Origin of the sequence: Marinobacter sp. LA51, from assembly GCF_030297175.1 — a bacterium.
Classification (GTDB): Bacteria; Pseudomonadota; Gammaproteobacteria; order Pseudomonadales; family Oleiphilaceae; genus Marinobacter; species Marinobacter apostichopi.
This window is the reverse complement of the sequence record NZ_AP028070.1, coordinates 2539152-2562484: the sequence shown is the minus strand read 5'-3', so window position 1 is coordinate 2562484 and position 23333 is coordinate 2539152. Positions and strand designations below refer to the sequence as shown.

General features: G+C 56.4%; 20 protein-coding genes. 13 read left to right on the top strand and 7 right to left on the bottom strand.

Annotation, left to right across the window (positions count from 1 at the left end):
• Positions 1–66 precede the first annotated feature (66 nt).
• Together QUE89_RS11755 and QUE89_RS11750 are read right to left on the bottom strand one after the other, a co-directional pair.
• Positions 67–1026, bottom strand: coding sequence for a GGDEF domain-containing protein (locus tag QUE89_RS11755; RefSeq protein ID WP_286220268.1), 960 nt, complete (start codon positions 1024–1026; stop codon positions 67–69).
• Positions 1027–1029: 3 nt separating this feature from the next.
• Positions 1030–2064, bottom strand: a complete 1035-nt coding sequence (locus QUE89_RS11750; protein WP_286220267.1) for a response regulator — start codon at positions 2062–2064, stop codon at positions 1030–1032.
• A gap of 313 nt (positions 2065–2377) precedes the next feature.
• Here QUE89_RS11750 and QUE89_RS11745 point away from each other — a divergent pair, with 313 nt between their 5' ends.
• Together QUE89_RS11745 and sbcB are read left to right on the top strand one after the other, a co-directional pair.
• Positions 2378–3265, top strand: coding sequence for a hypothetical protein (locus QUE89_RS11745; protein WP_286220266.1), 888 nt, complete (start codon positions 2378–2380; stop codon positions 3263–3265).
• 47 nt (positions 3266–3312) lie between these two features.
• A complete protein-coding gene (sbcB, locus tag QUE89_RS11740) occupies positions 3313–4758 on the top strand; it encodes an exodeoxyribonuclease I (RefSeq protein WP_286220265.1) in 1446 nt (481 codons plus the stop codon).
• 19 nt (positions 4759–4777) lie between these two features.
• Here sbcB and QUE89_RS11735 read toward each other — a convergent pair whose 3' ends face one another.
• Together QUE89_RS11735 and QUE89_RS11730 are read right to left on the bottom strand one after the other, a co-directional pair.
• Entirely contained in the window at positions 4778–6778 is a 2001-nt protein-coding gene (locus tag QUE89_RS11735; protein WP_286220264.1) for a tetratricopeptide repeat protein, read from the bottom strand.
• Between the two features lie 30 nt (positions 6779–6808).
• Positions 6809–8335, bottom strand: a complete 1527-nt coding sequence (locus tag QUE89_RS11730) for a flagellin N-terminal helical domain-containing protein (protein WP_286220262.1) — start codon at positions 8333–8335, stop codon at positions 6809–6811.
• 383 nt (positions 8336–8718) lie between these two features.
• On the opposite strand from QUE89_RS11730, the gene QUE89_RS11725 reads away from it, so the two are divergent.
• The 5 genes from QUE89_RS11725 (at position 8719) to QUE89_RS11705 (ending at position 14704) form a co-directional block, all read left to right on the top strand.
• Entirely contained in the window at positions 8719–10197 is a 1479-nt protein-coding gene (locus QUE89_RS11725; protein WP_286220261.1) for a flagellin N-terminal helical domain-containing protein, read from the top strand.
• 72 nt (positions 10198–10269) lie between these two features.
• Entirely contained in the window at positions 10270–10707 is a 438-nt protein-coding gene (locus QUE89_RS11720) for a flagellar protein FlaG (protein ID WP_286220260.1), read from the top strand.
• A 191-nt stretch (positions 10708–10898) separates the two neighbouring features.
• Positions 10899–12875 carry a flagellar filament capping protein FliD gene (gene fliD, locus QUE89_RS11715; RefSeq protein WP_286220258.1) on the top strand — a complete coding sequence of 659 codons (1977 nt, stop codon included), beginning with the start codon at positions 10899–10901 and terminating at the stop codon, positions 12873–12875.
• A gap of 35 nt (positions 12876–12910) precedes the next feature.
• Positions 12911–13309: a flagellar export chaperone FliS gene (gene fliS / locus QUE89_RS11710; protein ID WP_286220257.1), complete on the top strand. Its 399-nt coding sequence runs from the start codon at positions 12911–12913 to the stop codon at positions 13307–13309.
• A gap of 183 nt (positions 13310–13492) precedes the next feature.
• A complete protein-coding gene (locus QUE89_RS11705) occupies positions 13493–14704 on the top strand; it encodes an argininosuccinate synthase (protein ID WP_286220256.1) in 1212 nt (403 codons plus the stop codon).
• A 13-nt stretch (positions 14705–14717) separates the two neighbouring features.
• On the opposite strand, the gene QUE89_RS11700 is transcribed toward QUE89_RS11705, so the two are convergent.
• Together QUE89_RS11700 and QUE89_RS11695 are read right to left on the bottom strand one after the other, a co-directional pair.
• Complete coding sequence (locus tag QUE89_RS11700; protein ID WP_286220255.1) at positions 14718–15749, bottom strand: AraC family transcriptional regulator; 1032 nt, start codon at positions 15747–15749, stop codon at positions 14718–14720.
• Positions 15750–16132: 383 nt separating this feature from the next.
• A complete protein-coding gene (locus QUE89_RS11695) occupies positions 16133–17104 on the bottom strand; it encodes a response regulator (RefSeq protein WP_286220254.1) in 972 nt (323 codons plus the stop codon).
• Between the two features lie 151 nt (positions 17105–17255).
• On the opposite strand from QUE89_RS11695, the gene QUE89_RS11690 reads away from it, so the two are divergent.
• From QUE89_RS11690 to QUE89_RS11680, 3 genes are read left to right on the top strand one after another with little or no spacing between them, the layout of a single operon-like run.
• Complete coding sequence (locus QUE89_RS11690) at positions 17256–17738, top strand: YajQ family cyclic di-GMP-binding protein (protein ID WP_203300293.1); 483 nt, start codon at positions 17256–17258, stop codon at positions 17736–17738.
• 15 nt (positions 17739–17753) lie between these two features.
• The gene (locus tag QUE89_RS11685; protein WP_434784110.1) at positions 17754–19166 is read left to right on the top strand and encodes an AmpG family muropeptide MFS transporter; all 1413 of its coding nucleotides are present in this window, start codon (positions 17754–17756) and stop codon (positions 19164–19166) included.
• A gap of 3 nt (positions 19167–19169) precedes the next feature.
• A complete protein-coding gene (locus QUE89_RS11680) occupies positions 19170–19478 on the top strand; it encodes an MGMT family protein (protein ID WP_286220253.1) in 309 nt (102 codons plus the stop codon).
• 42 nt (positions 19479–19520) lie between these two features.
• On the opposite strand, the gene QUE89_RS11675 is transcribed toward QUE89_RS11680, so the two are convergent.
• On the bottom strand, positions 19521–20282 hold the full coding sequence (locus tag QUE89_RS11675; RefSeq protein ID WP_286220252.1) for an SDR family oxidoreductase: 762 nt from the start codon (positions 20280–20282) through the stop codon (positions 19521–19523).
• Between the two features lie 96 nt (positions 20283–20378).
• On the opposite strand from QUE89_RS11675, the gene QUE89_RS11670 reads away from it, so the two are divergent.
• The 3 genes from QUE89_RS11670 (at position 20379) to groL (ending at position 23143) form a co-directional block, all read left to right on the top strand.
• Positions 20379–20924 carry an FxsA family protein gene (locus QUE89_RS11670; RefSeq protein ID WP_286220251.1) on the top strand — a complete coding sequence of 182 codons (546 nt, stop codon included), beginning with the start codon at positions 20379–20381 and terminating at the stop codon, positions 20922–20924.
• A 197-nt stretch (positions 20925–21121) separates the two neighbouring features.
• Positions 21122–21412: a co-chaperone GroES gene (locus QUE89_RS11665; RefSeq protein WP_286220250.1), complete on the top strand. Its 291-nt coding sequence runs from the start codon at positions 21122–21124 to the stop codon at positions 21410–21412.
• A 78-nt stretch (positions 21413–21490) separates the two neighbouring features.
• Positions 21491–23143, top strand: coding sequence for a chaperonin GroEL (groL, locus tag QUE89_RS11660; protein ID WP_286220249.1), 1653 nt, complete (start codon positions 21491–21493; stop codon positions 23141–23143).
• The last annotated feature ends 190 nt before the right edge of the window (positions 23144–23333 follow it).

Below are 23333 nucleotides of genomic sequence, written 5' to 3'. Positions count from 1 at the left end.
GTCAGATTGATAAAAAAGCCCGGTCATTGCCGGGCTTTTTTATGTCTCTTCGCTTTCAATGTCCCTTCACTTACCGGATAGCATCACTCGATTTCTCCCGCCTTCCTTCGCTGCATAGAGCGCTTCATCGGCTAATTGCATCCATTGCATATAATTCTCAGGCGCTTCGGTTAATTGAGCAATGCCCATGCTGATGGTGTATTGAATCGGCGCTACGCTGGTTTCAACCACACTCTGAGCGATACTTTCCCGAATCCTCTCACAAATAATGCGTGCACCTTCGGCGTCGGTCTCTGGCAGGATTATGCCGAATTCTTCGCCGCCGTAGCGGCCCGAGGTGTCCGATTGCCGTAAGTTGCCTTTGGTGACCGCTGCTGTGTGTTTGATGACCTCATCGCCCGCCAGGTGGCCATAGCTGTCGTTCACCTTTTTGAAGTGATCAATGTCGAACATCACCAGGGAGGTAGCCTGTCCATAGCGGCGAAAGCGTTCGTACTCTGCATCTACCAGGTTTTCCCAGGTACCGCGGTTAAGCAGGCCGGTGAGGCGGTCGGTCATGCTGAGTTTAGCCAGCTGTTCGTTGGCTCGCTCTAAGGCCCGCTTGCTACTGGCGATGTCGGTGACGTCGTACACCATCAGGCAGACCTTCTCGACCTGTCCGGTCGTGCCGGAGAGGGGGCTGATGGTGAGGTTCTGGAACATGAACTCTTCGGTGCCGGTAATTGGGCGGGTATTGCGGAACTTGAACAGGTAGGGGCGCTGTTCCCAGGAGGTAAATGCCCGGGTGTTCAGTAGCGCAACGGCATCCACTTTCCGCGCCAGCCAGGCCTTCGGGATGTCCGGGAAGGCATCGAAGATGACCTTGTCGCGAATTTTGCTGGCGGTGATGCCGCTGTGATTCTCCATGAACCCGTTCCAGGCCTGCACCCGGAAATCGAGGTCCAGAACCACAAGCCCGACTTCAACGGACTCGAGCATATCCACCAGCCAGTGAAACGAGTTGGCTTCTACTTCATTAAAGGCCATTGATCAGTCCACCAGGTATTCAAGGCGTTGTTCGAGGAAGGGTATGGAATCCTCGGTAAGCAGTACCAGCACATCGCACTGTATCTCGCGATTCTCCAGGGCATAGCTGATTTCAATGCACAGTAGGCGTTCGTCACGAGCGCTGTGATGTTCGAGGAGTTCAGTGATTTGCCGGTGTTGGCCCAGAACCGTTGGGTGCCCCAGCCCGAGTTTCAGGTCTAGTTGATCACCAATGCCCTTAAGGAAGGCACCAAACAGGATACTGGACATGTCCATCAATACTTCGACATTCACCGCTTCGCCGTCGAGCTCTTCGTAATGAAGCATCTCGGCCATTTCCTTGAAGCTGGCATCGGCAAACAGCAGCAGTGCTTCGCCAGCAATGCCGGCACCGGTGAAGCCTTGGCAGACGGCGGAATAGGTATCGCTGTGTTGGGCCGCCGATATCGCCATGTGCAGCTCAGAATTGGCGATAAAGGCCACTTTGGGGATAGGTTGCTTGACGAAGACTTTGAGCAGGCGAGCCAGCAGATCCGAGGAGCGGCCCATCGCGACGTTGGCAATTTCTTGCAGGTAATCGTTGAGCGACACCGAAATGTCGCCGCCGGTGGCACTGGATGAGTCCGATTTCAGAGCGCTGTCGTTGAGGGCGGTGTCTTCGAGTTCACTGGGGCTGTAAAAGCCGTAGTCTTTGAGCAAGCTCAGAATCAGGGCGGATTCCGTCGGCTTCTTGATGAAATCGATGGCACCCAACTTGCGCACCCGTTCCCGGGCTTCCGGCTGGATGTCGCCGGAAACCACGATAGTCAGTACCGGGAGGTCTTCTTTGAGAACGTGTTCCAGAACCTCATACCCGTCCATTTCAGGCATGTTGAGGTCGAGAAACATCAGCTCAGCCTGATGGCCGCGCAAAAGCTCCAGAGCTTCTTTCCCGTTGCTGGCGAATACGATGTCGGCACCGAGGCCTTCAGGGAGCGCGCGGGCCATCTGTTTTCTGGCGAGCGCGGAATCGTCGCAGACGAGGATGCGGGTGGTCATGGATGTTGTCATAGCGCCAGTGAAAATTTGATCGAGTATATCAGGCCGTTACGTTGTGTACACATTTGCTACAGCCGCGTAATGTTTTGTGAAGCCGGTCATACTTGATGCTTACCAGGCCGGTCGGTCACCAGCGATTGTGATGAAGCTCACTCAATTGGCGAACTTGCCTCAGCTATAGTGCATTTGCGGCCTACAAGAAAGCAAACCGCGAAATTAGCCGCCTGTTGGGCCTCATCGCTAGCGAATTACGGCGCAACAGCTGAGTCGGGTGTCGAAGCTGACTCTTGAATACTAATCAGAGGCACACGTTATGAAGCATCATGCCTATCGATGCGCTGCTTTGGCCATAGTTTGTCTGGGTGTTGTGCCGGTTACCCAGGCTGAGCTGAAACCTATTTCTGACCAAACCATGGGCGAGGTTACCGGGCAGGCATTTATGCAGGTCGAGAATCTTGCCGATGGCATTCATGACTTCACACGTATGACGCTAGGCGTAGACGTGGAAACCCGGGTAAACATCGACGATGTCAAAGTGGGGGAGATAGATGGCGGTTCCGACTTTGCCGCCACCCATCTGGCGCTGGGCCATATTGCTCGTCAGGACGGTGTGCAGTACAACGGTCAGAGCTACACCCAAGGCGAGACCGTGCCATTTGAAGCCTCAAAGCCGTTCATTGAGCTGGCAGAAGACGCCAGCGGCTTGGCAGGCTTCCGAATGGGTTTCGGTCAGGCTCGAGGGTCTGTGTCCTCATTGACTACCAGTCTGAGCGGGAATATCGGCCTTAAATTGCGAGACTCGGCGGGTGTTGTTCACGACGCGGCTCTGTTCGACGCCAGTAATCAGGCAACCAACTATCGTGCGACGCAGATTGGCATTGCCGATAGCGCAAACCCGGCTACCTGCAGTGAGTGTGCATCGCTGAGCAAAGTGCAGTCCCTGTTCGTGGGCACGGCGCAAGATGACGGGGCTGATGGCACAGTCACGGGCTTTACCGAAGACTTCTTTATCGGTTTTCAGCGGGACGACGCGGGCGTTAAATGGCAGAGCCCGGACGGCGCCAACGTCATTAATGCCGGAAAAGGCGTCTTCATTAATCTCCCCACCAGTATGACAGTCGACATGAGCCAACTGACCGGCCCTTCAGGCTTGTCCAGACTGCAGACTCACCAGACCGATATGGGGACTCAGCTGTTTTAAATGCTAAACTCCTGCCCAATTGACCCATCACCGGCAGGAGTTTTCCCTTGATTCGCTCGTTCTACTGGCACGACTACGAAACCTTTGGCGTAGACCCGGTCCATGACCGCCCCTCGCAGTTTGCCGGCGTCAGAACGGATGAAAATCTCAACATCATTGAGGACCCGTTGGTCATTTACTGCAAGCCAGCGGACGACTACCTGCCTTCCCCGGAAGCCTGCCTGATTACCGGAATCACGCCACAAAAAGCCCTGCAGGATGGTTACCCCGAGGCCGAATTCATCGCTCAGATCAATGAAGCTTTCAGTCAGCCCGGCACCTGCGTGGTGGGGTACAACAGCCTGCGCTTTGATGATGAAGTCACCCGCCATACCCTGTACCGGAACCTCCGGGACCCTTACGCCCGCGAATGGCAGAACGGCAATTCCCGGTGGGACATCATCGACATGGTTCGGCTGACCTACGCCCTGCGCCCCGAGGGCATCAACTGGCCGAAAAAGGAAGATGGCAGCCCCAGCTTCCGGCTGGAAGAGCTGACCGTGGCCAACGGCATTGCCCATGAAAGCGCGCACGACGCCATGTCGGATGTTGAGGCAACCATCGCCGTCGCCAAGCTGATTAAAGAGAAACAGCCCAAACTGTTCGATTTTGTTCTGAAGAACAAGGACAAGCATTCTGCGCGGGCGATGCTGGATACCGGCACCATGAAACCGGTGTTTCACATCTCCGCCAAGTACCCGGCCTCTCGAGGTTGTTGCGCAATGGTGGCGCCGGTGGCAGAGCACCCGACCAACAAAAACCTGGTTATTGTGTATGACCTCCGTGAGGATCCCTCGGAGCTGATCAACGCCACGCCTGAGCAGATTCGTGAGCGGGTATTTACTTCCCAGGCGGAACTGGGCGAGGGCGTTAGCCGGTTCCCGCTCAAGGGTGTGCAGCTGAACAAGTGCCCGGTACTGGCGCCCGGCACCATGCTCAAGAGCCTGACCAAGGAACGCTTGGGCGAGCTAGAACTCGACGGTGATACGCTGCGGGCCAACCTTGCATTGCTGAAGCAGGCATCCGATTTGCCGGCGCGAATTGCGCAGGCGTTCGACCAGGCCCACGAAAGCGATCTGACCGACCCGGATGAACAACTCTACGCCGGTGGCTTTATCGGCAAGGCCGATCGGGAGAAGTTGAACTGGGTGCTGGAGCAACCGGTGGAAACTCTGGGCGAGCAGGACGTGCAGTTTGCTGATGAGCGGCTGACGGAATTGCTGTTTCGCTATCGGGCCCGGAATTACCCGGGTTCCTTGCTGGGGGAAGAAATGGAGCGTTGGGAAGAGTTCCGTTCCCAGCGACTGATGCATCCGAAGAAGGGCTGGCGGTCGCTTGAAGCCTTTGCTCATGAGCTTCAACGGCTGGCCGCCGATCCGGATCTTACCCCGGAGCGACGGCACGTGCTTGAGGACCTGCATTTATACGGCGAATCGTTGATGCCGTACGTGTGAGCGACTGGTTGAGGCGGCCTTAGCGGCGCTTGCTGAAGTAAACGCTCAGCCCCTGGCCGACCAGGCTCTGGACTTCGCTACCCAGAGCCTCGGCCTGAATCTGCCGCTGCACCGGTTGGGTTGCCAGGCTGTGACCATCGGCATCCCGCGCTTTTACCAGTTTCCAGTCCACTTCATTGCTGACCATGGCCATCAGCTGCTTCAGCTGAGTGCCATCCTGGGGCCGGAACCAGCGATCGCGACAACCGCCCAGGCTGAAGAAATCATCTTCCTGAGTCAGTTCCTTCCAGTTTGCATCCAGAGGGTTGGCGAGCACCATGCGACGCAACTGACGCAGCACCGTGCGGGTAGCCGGCAGCTTGTGCTCGGCAATCAGGTTGCGGATGTGCCGGTCGCCGGAAGTCTGCTCGCCAATGGCAGTGTGCATATGCACTACCGCACCGGCCGAGCTGGCGTCGTTCACCAGTGATGCCAGAGATACATCAGTCATCGCGGGTGAGGGCAGGCGCCCAACCTCGATCCAATGTACCTGATGACCATCGGCAATGAAGCGCTGGGCAATGGACCAGGGCCAAAACACAATATTCTCAATGCCCATGTCACTGGCCATGCGAGTGCCCTTGGTGACATTGGCCAGGGACTCGTCGACCGCAATCACCTCGACATCACTGAGGTAGCGTGCCAGTTCCATGGCGCGCTGGCCGGACTGGGCGCCACACACCAGGATGCGAAGCATATCCGGCAGGTTGTCAGTAGCAATGCCCAGCTCCGATGCCATGACATTCTTCAGGCTGCTCTCGGCACGGAAGGCAAGTTGAGACCAGGCCGGCCAGGCTTGAGGAACGTCCACCTTCTCCATGCAGAGTTCGGCGGACTTTTCATCAAAGTTTTGTTTGATCGCTTCTTCATTGGCACGATCGTAATAGCTGGCGGCCATGACCGGCTGCAGCGCCAGTGGCCAATCGGTCAGGCTCCACTGCCCGAGCTGAACAGCAAAACGCTGGTGAAACAGGGCACCGTACATAGCGCTGATGATCAGGGAGCCGATCATTCCGTCTTGCGGCTCGCCCATCGTAAGCTGGGCCTGAATGCTCTCGTTGATGGTGGCAATCAGGCGTTCTTCGTCATCGTCGGCGGCCAGGGCGTAACCGGTGCGGTCGGCATACTGGCCAACGGCCAAGGCCAGCTGCTGCAATTCATCACGCAGCTCCACGGTTTGTGCCACTTCCGCGATGATGGCGCGGCGCAGCATGACCACCAGATTCTCAACAGCCGGGTTCGGCATCAGTGTCTTCTGCAGGCCAAGAATCAACAGTTCATCTTCGCTGGCGGCATCGAGGAAGATTTCGGCATTGGGGTTATCCAGATCGTACTGCTGGTGCACGATGGCAGCCACAAAGCGACCCAGTTCCTGATGGGGAAGTCCATCGCGGCTTAGCAAGGCAATGGCGTCCCGCGCCAGCTCGCCGTCGGCTCGGTCCACCTGAAGATGCTGGGCACAGCTCAACATACCGCTGTAGACAGAATCCCAGTCCTTGCCCGTTTCCAATAGCTTGCGATAGTGCAGGTAAGCCACATCAAACTGGCCCTGCAAGCGCTTGGCATGCGCCACCCCGCAGAAAGCGGCGGCGGATTGCCGGTCGCAGTCCAGGGCTTCCAGGAAATGCTGCTCGGCCAAAGCCGGGCGTTCGGATTTCAGAGCCCAGTAACCCAGGTTGGCGTGCTGCTGGGCTTGCCCGGGCTGAGCCTGCAAGCTGGCGCTGAACAGTTGATGAGCTTCGGCGAGGCGCCCCTCATCAAACTCAATGCGTCCCAGAAGGCCAAGAGCACCGGCGTTTTCGGGTTCCAGCTGGAAGGCATCTGCCAGGCAATCACGGCATTCCTGTCTGGCCCGCAGGCGTTGAATATGGCTCAGCCCGTTGCTGTTGGATTCTCCGTAAGCCAGGTTGGCTTGCAGTAGGAGGCGGGCCGCCTGCGCCTGATTGGAGCCAGAATTCTGAACGTGATGCTGTGATTGCATGGGACACCTCAACCTATTAATTGAACACCATTAACCCTGAAGTAGCTGAAGCACCTGCTGCGGACGAGCGTTGGCCTGAGCCAGAACCGATAGGCCGGCCTGCTGCAGTACCTGAGTACGAGCCAGCTCTGCGGATTCGGCGGCGAAGTCGGCGTCTCGAATGCGAGACCGGGCAGCAGTCAGGTTCTCAGAGGTGGTGCTCAGGTTGGCGATGGTGGATTCCAGACGGTTTTGGGCGGCACCGAGATCCGCGCGGATACCGCTGATGGTCTCAAGGGCTGCATCGACAATCGCCAGTGCGTCAGTGGCGCCATCCACTGTGCTGATGTCGATACCGGCGACGTCCTCAGGCGATGAACCTGCTGAAGTATTAGCAGCGACGCTTAGGACGCTTCCTCCAGCTGCGGCTGGGGCCGCGTCAGACTCAACAGCAAAACTAACGGATGAGTCGAACGTCAGCTCGCCGGCAACCCTGACACTATCGAGAGCGGCGGTTGGGCCGCTTTGAAGTTCCTCAGGTGCCGGGTCGGCGCTGCCCTGGACGTCAAGCTGTTGCCCGTCAACAGCGGTAAAGTCCTCAATAACAACGTCCTTGCCTGTGGGATGGACCAGCTTAATGCTGCCGTCGTTATTCACTTCGGCGGAGATGCCGGTGCGGCCAGAGGCAGAATTGATTTCTCTGGCGAGCGGAGACAAATCGGATGCGTCGGTAATTTGCGCCGAAATGGTCGCTGAGCTGCTTCCGTTACCCACCGCCATGCTTATCGTCTGCGGCACGGTAAGGGCCGTTGTTGCTGTGTTGCTCAGGGTGACTTCGGTTCGAGCCGTTGCCGAGACACCTGTGGTTTCTGCGGATTTATTGACGTTGGCGGCAATTTCTTCGGCAGTGTCGCCGGCGCCGATACTTACCGTCTGACTATCTAGCGAACTGGAGACGGTTAATGTTTGGGCGCCAATCGTGTTCGCGGCTGCAACTGTATCCGCAGGGTCAGTGGTGGAACCGGTTCCCGAATTCTGGGTGGCGTTAGCCGCGGTGAAAGTATTGTTTGCCAGATCCTGGGTGCGCGCACCTTCGATCGATACGGCAATGGTCTGGTTCTCATTGGCGCCGGCCTGGAACTGTTGAGCTTGGAAGGTGCCATCAAGAAGTTTCAGCCCGTTGAACTCAGTGGTGGTGGCAATTCTCTCCAGCTCTTCCTTTAACTGATTCACTTCAGATTGCAGGGCCTTTCGGTCGCCAGCGGAGTTGGTGGCGTTGGCAGACTGAACGGCTAGTTCCCGGATGCGCTGCAGGATGTTGCCGGATTCGCCCAGTGCGCCTTCAGCAACCTGCGATAAAGAAATCCCATCGTTGGCATTCCGAATCGCCTGGTTTAGACCTCTAATCTGTGATGTGAAGCGCTCAGAAATCGCGAGGCCAGCTGCGTCATCCTTGGCGGAGTTGATGCGAAGGCCAGAGGACAGGCGTTGTAGCGTCGTATCGGCATCGCGTTGGGATGCGTTCAAGTTACGCTGTGCATTGAGCGAAGCGGTGTTGGTGTTGATGATCTGGGGCATATCTATTCTCCCTGCTCACAGATGCCGGTACCTTAGCGCTCGAACAATCCTGAGCCTCGCGCCGGCGAACTATTCATTAAATTGCCGTTTCCATACGGTAATGCGAAGGGTATGCCATCTTTTTGAAAGCGTTCTTACGTGTTTGAAAAATATCTATTTAATTGGATTGTGGCATCCTCGGCGGGTGTGGTTTTGCCGGTATTCCGGCGCTGGAGACAGGAAGGGAATTGCCGCTAATTACATTCTTTTACAAAAACAGGGGATTTTTTTCTAAAGGGTTTGCAAGGGGCGCCGTTAAGGAAAGCAACAGGGAGGCGCTTTAAAACAAACTGGGCGCCAAACCTTTTCCACAAGATGACTAAATAGGTCGAAGGAGAAGCATCATGGCTCTCGGTATTAACACTAACGTCGCGTCACTGTCTGCTCAGAACCAGCTCAACAAGTCTCAGGAGCTGTCCAACCAAGCGCTGGAGCGTCTGTCTTCAGGTCTGCGTATCAACTCCGCCAAGGATGATGCTGCTGGCCTGTCAATTTCTACTCGTTTCGAAGCGCAGATTCGCGGTTTGAATCAGGCTCAGCGTAACGCCAACGACGGTATCTCTCTGGCTCAGACAGCCGAAGGTGCTCTTGGCGAGGTTACGTCTTCGCTTCAACGAATCCGTGAACTGGCTATTCAGTCTGCGAATGACACTAACTCCGTAAGCGATCGTGTTTCCCTCCAGGAAGAAGTGGATCAGCTGGTTAGCGAAATTAACCGTATTTCCTCAACCACCCAGTTCAACGGCAGTAACATCCTTGATGGCTCTTTCAGCTCCGGAAAGTTTCAGGTGGGAGCAAACGCGAACCAAACTATCGATGTTTCCATCGGTAGCGCTGCCGCTAGCTCCATTGGTAGCCAGACTCAAGATTCACAAGGTACGGTCGGTGGAGCGCTAACTGCCGCGACCGATGCCACGGGAGGCAACAATGTTGTTGCGCAGAATCTGACCATTTCTGGCGATCTTGGTGCTGCATCAGTCTCTGTCGGTGCGGATGCTTCTGCATCTGAAATCGCTGCACTGGTAAATGCGCAAACGAAAAATACTGGTGTTACCGCTGCGGCGAGCACAGAGGCTACTCTGGCGGGTTTGACAGAGACCGGACAAGTAAGCTTCGATCTAACTGGTTCAGGAACGGCTTCAATCACAGCCAACGTTGCTGACACCGGTAACCTGTCTACTATCGCCGACGCAGTTAATGCCCAGACTGCAACAACCGGCATCACAGCAGAGCTGTCGGCTGATAAAGCGTCAGTAAAGTTTTTGAATTCTGCTGGTGATGACATTGCACTTGAAAACCTCTCCATTGGAGCGGCGAACACAAGCGCTAACGTTGCAACGTTTGAAGGGGTAAATATCAGTGAGGGTGATAACGGCGGTGCTGGAGTTGGCACTGACAGTCTGGTCGTAGGTGGTAAGGTCTCATTTTCCTCCGATAAGGCTTTCACGACCTCTAGCGACGATGGCACTGATACCGTTCTTACCGGTGCCAGTGTGCCTAGTAGTCTTTCTTCGGTCGCCTCAATCAACATTGGTGATCAAGACGGTTCAAACAGCGCGATTAGTGTGGTTGATGGAGCACTGCAATCGATTAACAGTCTGAGAGCGGAGCTTGGTGCTGTTCAGTCACGCTTCGAGTCCACGATCTCGAACCTGTCCACCACTGCCGAAAACCTATCCGCTGCCAACAGCCGGATCCTGGACGCTGACTTCGCTTCTGAAACTGCCAAGCTGTCCAAGGCCCAGGTACTGCAGCAGGCTGGCATCTCTGTTTTGGCACAGGCTAACGCCCGTCCGCAGCAGGTTCTGTCCCTCCTCCAGTAATCGGGACATAGCGGTACAAGCCGGATCCTTTGGGGTCCGGCTTAAGTCCGTCCAAGGATAGCGAGGTGAGCTATGAATGGCGTTAACCTGAACAGCCCGGAACTGAAGTTGGTTCGTACCAGTGAACAAGCTCCGGCTCGGGCAATTTCGTCATCTCAGGCCGAAGGCAGGAATGCCTCCGACTCAGTGGTTACATCAGCAGGGCGTGTTGCACCGAATAAGTCAGTTTCTCAGGCTCAGGAAGTTTCCAAGGCAGAGCAGCTGGAGAAGCGGAATGAGGCCCAGAGAGAGAATCTTGATGATGCGGTTTCACAGCTGAACGACTACGTTCAGAATGTTCAGCGGGATCTGCAGTTTGAGGTGAATAATGACCTTGGGCAAACGGTGGTCCGCGTTGTTGACCAGCAGACCCAGGAAGTCATTCGCCAGATCCCGGATGACGTTGCATTGAGGTTGGCAGAAAAATTGCAGCAAGAAGAACCGCTGACATTGTTCAATATCGAAGTCTAGGTTTTTCAGCCTTAACTTTCGGCATTGTCGATGGTATTTCAGCACCGCCGCGCCTCTGAGGGTCCGGCGGTGTTTTGCGTTTTACCGGGCACACTTTGTTACAAAAAATTGGCCGGTCTAAGGCAAAGTTTTGCCGCCTTCGGCCGTTAAGAGAGTAATTGAACAGATGGCCTTCTTGAGGAGGCAGTTTTATGGCAGGTATATCATCGCTGGGTATTGGTTCCGGGGTTCTTAATTCTGACCTCGTTGATCAGTTGGTGTCGGCGGAGCGGACGCCCACCGAATCTCGATTGGATTTTAACACCCAACGTACCGAGGCTCTGTTGTCGGCATACGGGACGTTGCGCAGTGCCGTCACGGAACTGCGTCTCCCAATGAGGCAACTCAGCGCAGCCGATAACCTGACGGCGTTTTCTGCTTCCTCGTCTAATGATGATGTGGCCGTTACGGTGGATGACGCCAAGGCAAGCCGCGGTACCTACACTGTCCAGGTAGATAGCCTTGCTCAGTCCCAGTCACTTGCCTCGGGGGTATTCTCGGACAAGGACAGCACGGCCATCGGTACCGGTGTGCTGACATTGCGAGCCGGAGCAGAGACCAAGTCTTTAACCATTGATGGTTCGAACAATACGCTTCAGGGGCTGGCTAATGAGATTAACGACGCTGGGCTAGGGGTGACAGCGGGTGTGATCGATACCGGCTCCGGCTTTAGGCTGGTTATGTCTGCAGAGGAGACAGGGACGGCTAACGCGATTAGCGTGACCGTGTCTGATGACGACGGCAACAGTTCCGATAGCGCCGGCTTGTCGCAATTCGCGTTCGACACCGGTACTCAGAATCTGACTGAAACCATTGCTGCCAAGGATGCGGTTGTCCAGATTAATGGCATCCAGATCACTCGATCGACGAACAGTATAGAAAATGTCATTGACGGCCTCAGTTTCGACATCGCTGCCGAAGGTGTTACCTCCACAATAAAGGTGGAGCAGGATTTTGGCGCTGTCGCAGACCGGGTTCAGGGCTTCGTGGACAAATTCAATAATCTTCAGTCCACCATCTCTGGTCTTGCGGGCTTTAATGCCGAAACCGGGCAGGGCGGTTTGCTTTCTGGCGACAGCACGGTGCGTGGCATTCAGAACCAGATGCGGAGCTTGTTGACGGGGGTTGTTCCAGGACTCGAAAACGCATCGGTCCGCAGTCTCGCTGATGTGGGGATTACCACCAATTTTGAAACGGGCGGGCTTGAGTTTGATCGTGCCAAGCTTGAAGAGCAGCTAAAAAACAACCCAGACGATGTGACTGCTTTGTTTGCTGAGCAGGGGCGGGCTACCGATTCTCAGGTTGAATTTGTTCGAAGCGGACTGAACACTAAGCCTGGCACGTACGCCATTGATGTAACCCAGGCGGCTACCCGTGGTGCGGTTGCTGGATCTGCGCCTCTTGGTAATAACGTCACCATCGACGGTTCGAATGACCAGCTTACGCTTCAGGTGGATGGCGAAACGTCGGTAAGTCTGACTCTGACAGCAGGAACCTATGCGACCGCCCAAGATTTGGCGGATGAGATTCAAGCACAAATCAGTGCCAACACCGGCCTCAGTGCTGCGGGGCGCTCGGTGCAGGTTTCGCTGGATGGGAGTGGTGCGCTTAATTTCACGTCCAGTAAGTATGGCAGCGAATCCAACGTGGCCATTACGTCGGTCGAGGATGGGGCAGCTCTTGGTCTTTCCGTCTCCAGTGGCGTGGCCGGGCTGGATGTGGCTGGTTCCATTGGAGGGCAGGCAGCCAAGGGTGATGGTCAGGTATTGTTTCTCGACAGTGGTGCAGGCGGAGCCGATGGTCTCCAGGTAAAGGTTTCCGGAGATCAGACTGGCAGCCGCGGAAATATCACCTTTATTGAAGGCGTCGCGGAAAAAGCTGTGAATCTGGTCACCAGTGTTGTTGGCGCTGACGGCTCGATTAGTGCTCGCACCGAGGGGCTCAATAATGAACTGGCCCGAATTGAGGAAGATCGTGCTCGGTTGGACGAGCGGATTGCGGCCTATCGTGAACGCCTCGTAAAGCAGTTTACCGCGGCAGATTCATTGATTTCTCAGCTTAACAGCACTCAGGATTTTGTCAGCCAACAGCTAGCGGCTTTGGCTCCCCAGAATAATCGGGATAACTGATCGGCTGAATCCGGTCGGAAACTAAGAGGTTAATTATGAACGGTTTGCAGGCGTACCAGCGCGTAAATACCCAGACCAGCATCACTGATGCCGATCCACACAAGCTGATACAGCTTTTGTACAATGGTGCTATCGAGCGCATCAATATGGCCAAGGCCCGGATGCAGGCGAAGGACTTTGAAGGAAAAGGTAAGCTGATTACCAAGGCCATCGAAATCATTGGCGGCCTGCGTAGTTTCCTAGACTTTGAGAAGGGTGGCGATCTCGCTGAGCGCCTTGAGGGGCTGTATGACTACATGGAACGGGTTCTGTTCGAAGCGAATGCCAAGAATGATGTGGCTAAGCTCGACGAGGTTGCGGATTTACTCCGCTCTATCAAAGAAGGCTGGGACGGCATCCGCGAAGAGGCGATTTCCCAGCAAAGGGTAGGCTGATTAACCGGATCGATTACCGTTCGTAGCCTTTCTCTCCACCGTGGTTCAACGCCAGCGCGGTGGGGAGGGCCTCCTGCTGTACCTCTCCCTAATACCCCAGCCCAATAGCCATTCCCCCCGCTCTCCCGTACAATATGCGCCTTATTTTCGATACATCCATACTGTTCAGTCTGGAGCAAGGGCATGTCTGATATTAAGAAGGTGGTGCTGGCCTATTCTGGTGGCCTGGATACCTCCGTCATCGTTCGGTGGTTGCAGGATACCTATAACTGTGAGGTGGTGACCTTCACCGCCGACATCGGCCAAGGTGAGGAAGTGGAGCCAGCGCGGGCGAAAGCTGAAGCGCTGGGAGTGAAGGAAATCTACATCGAGGACCTGCGCGAAGAGTTTGTGCGCGATTACGTGTTCCCGATGTTCCGCGCGAACACCATCTACGAAGGGGAGTACCTGCTGGGTACCTCCATCGCCCGTCCATTGATCTCTCGCCGTTTGATTGAAATCGCCAACGAGACCGGTGCGGATGCTATCTCCCACGGTGCGACCGGCAAGGGTAACGATCAGGTTCGCTTCGAGCTGGGTGCCTACGCACTGAAGCCTGGCGTAAAGGTGATTGCACCCTGGCGTGAGTGGGATCTGAACTCCCGCGAGAAGCTGCTGGCCTACTGCGATGAGCGCAACATTCCGGTGGAGAAGAAGAAGGGCAAATCCCCTTACTCCATGGATGCCAACCTGCTGCACATCTCCTACGAAGGCATGAACCTGGAAGATCCCTGGGCTGAGGCCGAGGAAGACATGTGGCGCTGGAGCGTGTCTCCGGAAGCCGCTCCGGACAAGCCGACTTACGTTGAGCTGACGTACAGCAAGGGCGACATCGTGGCCATCGACGGTCAGGACATGAAGCCCCACGTGGTGCTGGAAACCCTGAACAAGATGGCGGGTGACAACGGCATTGGTCGCTTGGACATCGTTGAGAACCGTTACGTGGGCATGAAGTCCCGTGGCTGTTACGAAACACCCGGCGGTACCATCATGCTGCGCGCCCACCGCGCCATTGAGTCGATCACGCTGGACCGCGAAGTGGCCCACCTGAAAGACAGCATCATGCCGCGCTACGCCGAGGTGATTTACAACGGTTACTGGTGGTCTCCTGAGCGTGAAGCGCTGCAGGCGCTGATTGATCAGACTCAAACCTACGTGAACGGCACCGTTCGCCTCAAGCTCTACAAGGGCAATGTTGAGGTTGTTGGCCGGAAGTCGGATGACTCGCTGTTCGACGAGAAGATTGCCACCTTCGAGGAAGATCAGGGTGCGTACGATCAAAAAGATGCGGAAGGCTTTATCAAGCTGAACGCGCTGCGTCTGCGCATTGCGGCAGGCAAAGGCCGCAAGCTCTGACTTTCGCCTTCAGTTAGCTTTTGGACGCCCGGAACTCTCCGGGCGTCTTTCCTTTGATTGCCTTGAATTTCCGGTGAAACGAAGTGGTTTCACTAAATCCCAGCCGTAACGCAATATCCGGAATCGCCAACTCGCTGTTGAGCAGATAGTCCTCGGCCATGATCTGGCGAACCTCATCCAGTAATTTCTGATACGACACGCCTTCCTGGCTCAGCCTGCGTTGCAGGGTCCGGCTGTTCATGCCGAGCTCGTCCGCTACCACATCCTGCCTTGTGACTCCTTGCATCAGCTGCTGCTGAATACTGTGCTTTACCTGTGCGGCCAGATTGCTGTTGGTGTCGGTGTTGGTTTCGAGCGATGCCAGCTGGGTGAGAGCGTGCGCCTCCAGGGTTTTACGCAGCATGGGATCGGGCTGGCGCAGCCGAGTGCTCAGCAGTACCTTGCGGAAAGTCAGGCTGTCCTCATCGGCAGAGAAGTGCACGGGACAGTTCCAGCGTGACTGGTACGCCTGCTCCAGCTCCTTGCCCGGCGATGGCCGTTTCAGTTTTACCAGGGTGGGCGCGGCGGCCTCGTCATCGGCCAGCCAGCGGGCGTAATTGACCCAGGATGAGAATACGTTATCCACCAGGTGTGGTCGTACTGAGGGATTGTCGTAGTTGCAGTGCCACAGCAGCTTGATGTTGTTGCCAGCCATGGCAAGGCGGGTAGTCCCCATATCGCCCACCAGCTTTTCGTAAGGCGCAATGCGGGCCACGGCTTCGCCCAGGGTGGCGCAGCTCATGGTGATGTAACCCAGCACGCTGTAGGAGCCGGGTTGCACGAACTCGCCCGTTTCCAACCCGAGAATCGGATTGCCCGTTTGATTCACCAATTGCTCGATGAATACCTGGAATTGCTCGCCGTCGATGCGGCCGTCGTCGCTGTCCAGGATGGCGGGATCCAGTTCGGCCTTGCTGAACAGTGGTGCGGTATCAACGCCGGCAGATTCGGCGGCGCGAACATACTGGCGAAGTGCGGCAACGGAGGTGGTTCCGAGGGATTTCATGGTAACGACACAGCTTCTTGGAGTAATTGTTGCCGAGAGTATAACGGATCTGTGCCGTTAGAACTTCGGCGGTTCGAAGTGTTCGCGGTAACAACTTGATGCAGCAGCAGTGAGAGCAGGGCGGTGGGGCCAAAAAACAAAAAGGCCAGCTAAAATGCTGGCCCAAAGATAAGGAAAGAACGAAAGTGCCTGAAAAATTCGTTAATCCGGTGGACCTCTCTCAGTAACCTGGCCCATATGGCGGCGGAGGTACTACACGGCTCCTCCGCCATGGGGGATACTGCTTAAATCCACAATCTCAGAATAGGGCTTTCGCTTCTTAGTGTCTGTGGGTTATGTGTGTCGCACTGTTACGGAGTGTTCGAAAACTGATCAGCTGAGTATCACGCCTCAGTTTCCAGCCCCGGTGCCGTTTCCGTGAATCGTCGGGTTTCGTAGGCGTCCACCAGGCCTTGAACGGCGGTGCGCTCCACGTCCTGCACCGAGGGCGTGCCGTGCTCGGCGTCCGCCTTGCACAGCACCATGCCCGCTTCCACAGAGATATAACCGGCGGTGGTTTTCAGGGCCTTGTGGTTGATGCCATCAAACACCCGCCGAAATGCCGTGGTGGTGCAGTGATCGCTGTTCGGGAAATGGGCAATCAGGGCATACTGGTTATCGCCAACCCGGCATAGGGAGTCGATAGGACGCACCAGGGTGGTCAGACGTCGGCTGATACCCACTGCCAGTTCGCTCATCACCGCGGGGGAATGTTTGCGCTTTAGATCCTGCCAGTTGCGAATGCCGCACAGTACATAGGCGCAGGCACCACCACGGGATTCGGCATAGCGCAGCACTTTCCCCAGGCGATCCCGACTGTACAGGCTGTTGCCGAGGCCGGTTTCCAGATCAATGATGTGGGTGGCTTCCAGCTCGCGATTGTTCTCCACCAGCAGGGCATTGGCCCTGAGCAGCGTATTCTGCCGATCTGCCATGCGATCCGCCGCGAAGATCCGCGGGATCAGTTGCTTGGTCATGTCGGATTTGTAGATGAAGTCGTCCACGCCCCGGTCGAAGGCTTCTGCCAGTGCATCGATGCTTTCCCGGGCGGTCAGCAGAATCACATAGGTGTAGTGATTGTTCTGCTCGTCCTGCTGTCGGACCTGATCCGTGAGCTGTAAGCCGTCCATCTCGGGCATCAGCCAGTCGGCAATCAGGACGCTGACGGGCCGCTGCTCCATCAGTTCCAGCGCGGTGGAGGCATTGTTGACCACGCGTACGTCGCGATATCCGGCCTTTCGCAGCGTTCGGCCAACCACCATGCTGCTGAATTTGGCGTCGTCGACGACGAGGATCGGGAGGTCCAGGTTTGGCATTGGTATCGACTTCTCATCAGTCCATTGTCAGGTGCTGCAACCTTTGCCGGGTGCGGTCCGGCGTGGGTCTTGGTATGCTTTGGCACCTTGAACATTCGGGAATAAATTTAGGCCACAGTATACCCTCAGTGGCCGCTGGAGAATAACGACCATGCCTTCTTTTGACATAGTTTCTGAGATTGATCTGCACGAAGTGACGAACGCGGTGGACCAGGCCAAGCGTGAGCTGGGTAATCGCTGGGACTTCAAGAACGTTGAAGCCGACATCGAACAGGACGACAAGGGCCTGACCATCAGTGCCGAGCAGGAATTCCAGCTGGAACAACTGATGGACATGCTGCGGATGGCCTTTGCCAAGCGCAACATTGATGGCCGCGCCATCAGCGAAGACGGCGAAAGCAAAGCCGGCAAGCTGGTGAAGCAGCATCTGTTGCTGAAGCAGGGCATCGAGACCGACATGGCGAAAAAGATCGTGAAGATGATCAAAGACGCCAAGCTAAAAGTGCAGGCCAGCATCCAGGGCGACAAAGTCCGTGTAACCGGCAAGAAGCGGGACGACCTGCAGGCCGCAATGGCGATGCTGCGCGAGGCCGAGCTCGATATTCCTCTGCAGTTCAACAATTTCCGCGACTGAGTCGGAGGTTTTACCATCTTCTCCAGCGACCGCCGCGCCCTAATCCGGGAAGCGATTTACACCTACACGCGATGGCAGGTTGTTGCCCTGCTGTTTCTCGGGTTCTCGGCGGGGCTGCCGTTCCTGCTGGTGTTTTCCACCCTGAATGCCCGGTTGGCGGATGTGGGCGTGGAAACGGCCACCATCGGCTTTTTCAGCTGGCTGGGGATTACCTATTCTATCAAGGTGTTCTGGGCACCGGTGGTCGACCGGCTGAAACTGCCGCTGCTCGATCGCCTGCTGGGTAAGCGGCGCAGCTGGATCATCCTGGCCCAGGCGGGCATCGCCACCGGGCTGTATCTGATGGCCCAGGTGGACGCCACTACGGCGCCGGAAATGATGGCCCTATGTGGGCTGCTGGTGGCCTTTTCCTCTGCGACCCAGGACGTGGCCATCGATGCCTACCGCATAGAAATCGCCGAAGAGCGGCTGCAGGCCGCGTTGGCGGCCACCTACATCTTCGGCTATCGCCTGGCGTTACTGGTGGCTGGTGCGGGTGCGCTTTACCTGGCCGAGTTCTGGTCCTGGCAGGTTTCCTATGAAGTGATGGCCGCACTGGTGGGTGTGGGTATGCTCACGGTGCTGATCGTGCGCGAACCCACCGTCAATCATTTCGCCGCGGCTCAGGATATCGCCCACAAAATCGAACAGGAAGCCGCCAAACGCGCTCATCTCAATCCCCGTGTGGCACGAGCCGTTGGCTGGTTCTACGCCGCGGTCGCCGGCCCCTTCGTGGATTTCTTCCGGCGCTACCGGGAGCTGGCCGTTCTAATTCTGGTGATGGTGGCGGTCTATCGCATCTCCGACATCGCCATGGGCGTGATGGCCAACCCGTTCTATCTGGATTTCATGGGCTTCAGCAAAACCCAGGTGGCAGACGTCACCAAGATCTTTGGCTTCTTCATGACCATCGCCGGCTCCCTGGCCGGTGGTGTGATGGTGGTCCGTTACGGCGTGCGAAAAATCCTGTTGCTGGGCGCCATCATGACAGCGGCAACAAACTTGCTGTTCGTGCTGCTGGCCCAGTATCCGCCCGACATCTTCACTCTGGCGGTGGTGGTCAGTGCCGATAACCTCAGCGGAGGCATCGCCAACGTCGCCCTCATTGCCTGGCTCAGCAGCATGACCAGCGCTTCATTTACCGCTACCCAGTACGCCTTATTCAGCTCATTGATGACTTTGCCGGGCAAATTTCTCGGCGGCTTCTCCGGCATCGTTGTGGCCGATTTCGGTTACGCCCAGTTCTTCCTGGTTGCCGGAGTCATGGGCGTACCCGCCATCCTGCTGGCCATCTTCATGATGCGCCAAGGCGAAAGACTGGACGCGCTGGCGCCAAGAAAGAAGGAAGAAATAGAGCCCGGGTCAGAACCCGCACTCAGGGAGTCCTGAGCTATGGAAGCTACAAAAGATCAGAAAATCTGGCAGGTTGTACTCGCAATTCCCGAGGGGAAAGTCGCCAGCTACGGCCAAGTAGCCAGCATGGCCGGATTAGGCCGACAAGCCCGCTACATCGGCCGAGCCCTGGGCAAACTCCCGGCCGGCCACACCGTACCCTGGTACCGAGTAATCCGCAGCAACGGCCAAATAGCCTTCCCAGAAGGCACCGAAACGTTCGCCAGGCAAAAAAAGCTGCTAGAGCAGGAGGGAGTAGAAGTAAAAAACGGCAAAATTCCCATGCGCATTTACCAATGGCAGCCCTGACCAGCCCCCAAAACCAACAGGCTAGGAACTCACAAGAGAAGGCTAAAGCCGAAGCGCCCCATCCACCTCAATCATCCGCCCCGACATATAATCGTTCTCAAAAATAAACGCCGCCGCCGAAGCAATCTCCTCCGGCTTGCCCATCCGCTTCAACGGAATCCCAGCCGCCATCTTCTCCAAAGCCTCCGGCTTCATCGACGCCGTCATCTCCGTCTCAATAAAGCCCGGCGCAATCCCCATGCAGCGAATGCCGTAACGAGCCAGCTCCTTCGCCCACACCGGCACTAACGCCGACACGCCCGCTTTCGCCGCCGAGTAGTTGCTTTGGCCCATGTTGCCGGCCCGGGAGATCGAAGCAATATTAATGATCACACCCTGATCGCCATTCTTGATCATCTGGGTAGACGCTTCCCGGCCGCACAGGAAAACCCCGGTCAGATTCACATCAATCACCGCCTGCCACTGGGCAAGCTCCATGCGCCTCTCCACCTGACCGTCCTTGCCTTTCACCATCAGACCGTCACGGAGAATGCCGGCGTTATTGATCAGGCCATTCAACTGGCCGAAGTCGCCCACGATACCTTCGAAGGTGTGAACAACGTCCTCTTCCTTCGCCACATTGCAGACGTAGGTTTTGGCATCGCCGCCGGCCTGCTTGCAGGCCTCGGCCGCTTCGGCCAGTTTCTCCGGCATCAAATCAATCAGCGCCAGTCGCGCACCCTTGGCCGCCAGATACTCGGCCATGGCACGGCCAAGGCCCTGGCCGCCGCCGGTAATTGCAATCACAGAATCTTGAAGTTTCATGTTTCGCCCTAATCAACAAATCAGATGGTGTTGCGTGTACTGAGTGCGCGGAGTATACCAGACCTTCTCAAACCCACTTCAGACCCTGAGGTTCTGATGTCCGTGTTCCTTTTTCTTTTTATCGTTATGCCAGTGGCCGAAATGGCGGTGCTCATCAAGGTGGGCGGCATCATCGGCGTGCTGAATACTATCGGGCTGGTGTTGTTGACCGCAGTCATTGGTGCCTGGTTATTGCGGCAGCAGGGCATGGCCACGTTGCTGAAGGCCAATCAGCGCCTGAACAGCGGCGAGCTGCCCGCGAAAGAAGTCGCCGAAGGGTTGATCCTGGCGGTCGGCGGTGCACTGCTGCTTACCCCCGGTTTTATCACCGACACCATCGGTTTTTTGTGCCTGCTGCCAGGCTCTCGTCACTGGCTGGCGTCGCAAGCCCTGAAGCGCATGGTGGTTTCCGGCCAGAGCCGCGGCTTCCATTTCCGCGCCGGTGGGGGCACCGGTCCGTTTGGTCAGGATCCCTTCGGTGGAGCCGGTGAAAACCCGTTCGGCCGGCAGCGTCCGTTTGACCGTGACAGCGAGGGCAACATCATCGAAGGCGAGTATCAGGATCAGACCGAAAGCGACCATGATCGCATCGAAAAAAAGTGAAAAATTTTGAGTCAGGGGTGTTGAAAACCCCTACGCGAACCCCACATAAGTTGCACAAGTTCGCTGCAGGCTGATAACGGCTGGAAAACAGCAAGTTAGGCAGCCGGGCAATTTGGCCGGATGACGCTTTGCAAGTCCGACCTTTTTAACAGCAAATGTCATTGCCACATTAATCTGACTATTGGAGAAGCCGAGCAATGAAAATTCGTCCGCTACACGATCGTGTTGTCGTGCGCCGTAAGGAAGAAGAAGAGAAAACTGCAGGTGGCATCGTGCTGCCGGGTAACGCCAAAGAGAAGCCGTCCCAGGGCGAAGTCGTTGCCGTAGGCAACGGTCGCATCCTGGACAACGGTGAAACGCGCGCCTTGTCAGTAAAGGTAGGTGATACCGTGGTTTTCGAGCAGTTTGGCAGGACTTCTACCGTAGAGATTGATGGTGAGGAGTTGCTCATCATGAGCGAGGAAAACATTCAAGGCGTGCTTGAGTGATCGCTTAGGCGACTCGCACGAACCCTCATTAATCCGATTTATTCAGTAACTTCGGTTTAACGAACAGGAATAGAAGACATGGCAGCAAAAGACGTTAAATTCGGTGATAGCGCTCGCAAGCGCATGGTCGCAGGCGTCAACGTACTGGCAGACGCAGTAAAAGTGACCCTCGGCCCGAAAGGCCGCAACGTGGTTCTGGAAAAATCTTTCGGTGCGCCGACCATCACTAAAGACGGTGTGTCTGTAGCGAAAGAAATCGAGCTGCACGACAAGTTCGAGAACATGGGCGCCCAGATGGTCAAGGAAGTCGCTTCCCAGGCCAACGACACCGCCGGTGACGGTACCACCACCGCAACCGTTCTGGCCCAGGCCATTGTCAACGAGGGCGTGAAGGCAGTGACTGCCGGCATGAACCCGATGGACCTGAAGCGCGGTATCGACAAAGCCACTACCGAAGCGGTCAAGGCAATCCGTGACATGGCCAAGCCGTGCGACGACAGCCGCAACATCGCCCAGGTAGGCACCATCTCTGCCAACGGCGACGAGACCATCGGTAAGCTGATTGCCGACGCCATGGAGCGCGTAGGTAAAGAAGGCGTCATTACCGTTGAAGAAGGCCGCGGCCTGGAAGACGAGCTCGACGTAGTCGAAGGTATGCAGTTCGATCGCGGCTTCCTGTCTCCGTACTTCATCAACAACCAGGACAACATGTCTGCCGAGCTGGATGACCCGTACATCCTGCTGGTCGACAAGAAGATCTCCAACATCCGCGAACTGCTGCCGGTGCTGGAATCTGTCGCCAAGGCTGGCAAGCCGCTGATGATCATCGCCGAAGATATCGAAGGCGAAGCGCTGGCTACCCTGGTAGTGAACAACATGCGTGGCATCGTTAAAGTCGCTGCCGTTAAGGCGCCTGGCTTTGGTGATCGTCGTAAAGAGATGCTGCAGGACATCGCCATTCTGACCGGCGGTACTGTGATCTCTGAAGAAGTGGGTCTGAGCCTGGAAAACACCACCCTGGATGATCTGGGCACCGCTAAGCGTGTCAACATTACCAAGGAAAACACCACCATCATCGGCGGTGTGGGTGCGCAGGCGGATATCGAAGCTCGCGTTGAGCAGATCCGCAAGCAGATTGAAGACAGCTCCTCTGATTACGACAAAGAGAAGCTGCAAGAGCGTGTTGCCAAGCTGGCTGGCGGTGTTGCCGTCATCAAGGTAGGCGCAGGCTCTGAAGTAGAAATGAAAGAGAAGAAGGCCCGCGTTGAAGACGCGCTGCACTCCACCCGCGCTGCGGTTGAAGAGGGCATTGTTCCCGGCGGTGGCGTTACCCTGATCCGTGCTATCGCAGCACTGGATGCCGTGGATGCGATCAACGAAGAGCAGAAAGCTGGCGTGAACATCCTGCGTCGCGCTATGGAAGCTCCGCTGCGTCAGATCGTATACAACGCCGGTGGCGAGTCCTCCGTAGTTGTTGCCAAGGTTCGTGAAGGCGAAGGCTCATTCGGCTACAACGCCTCTACCGAGCAATATGGCGACATGCTGGAAATGGGTATCCTGGATCCCGCCAAGGTAACCCGTTCGGCACTGCAGGCAGCCGCTTCTGTTGCGTCTCTGATCATCACCACTGAGGCGATGGTTGCAGACGAGCCGCAGGACGAAGGCGCCGGCGGTGGTATGCCGGACATGGGTGGAATGGGCGGAATGGGAGGCATGGGCGGCATGATGTAATGCCGGCCTGATCCCAGTCACGTTCGGAGCGATCCGGGCGTGGCCCGATCGACCCAAAAAACCCCGCGTCAGTTCGCACTGGCGCGGGGTTTTTGTTTTTTCTCATGAACTTGCCTCAGGCCTTTGCTAGACTCGGCTACCGGTCAATTGTCTGTGTGTAACCGAATGAGCAACGCTGAATCCAAATCCT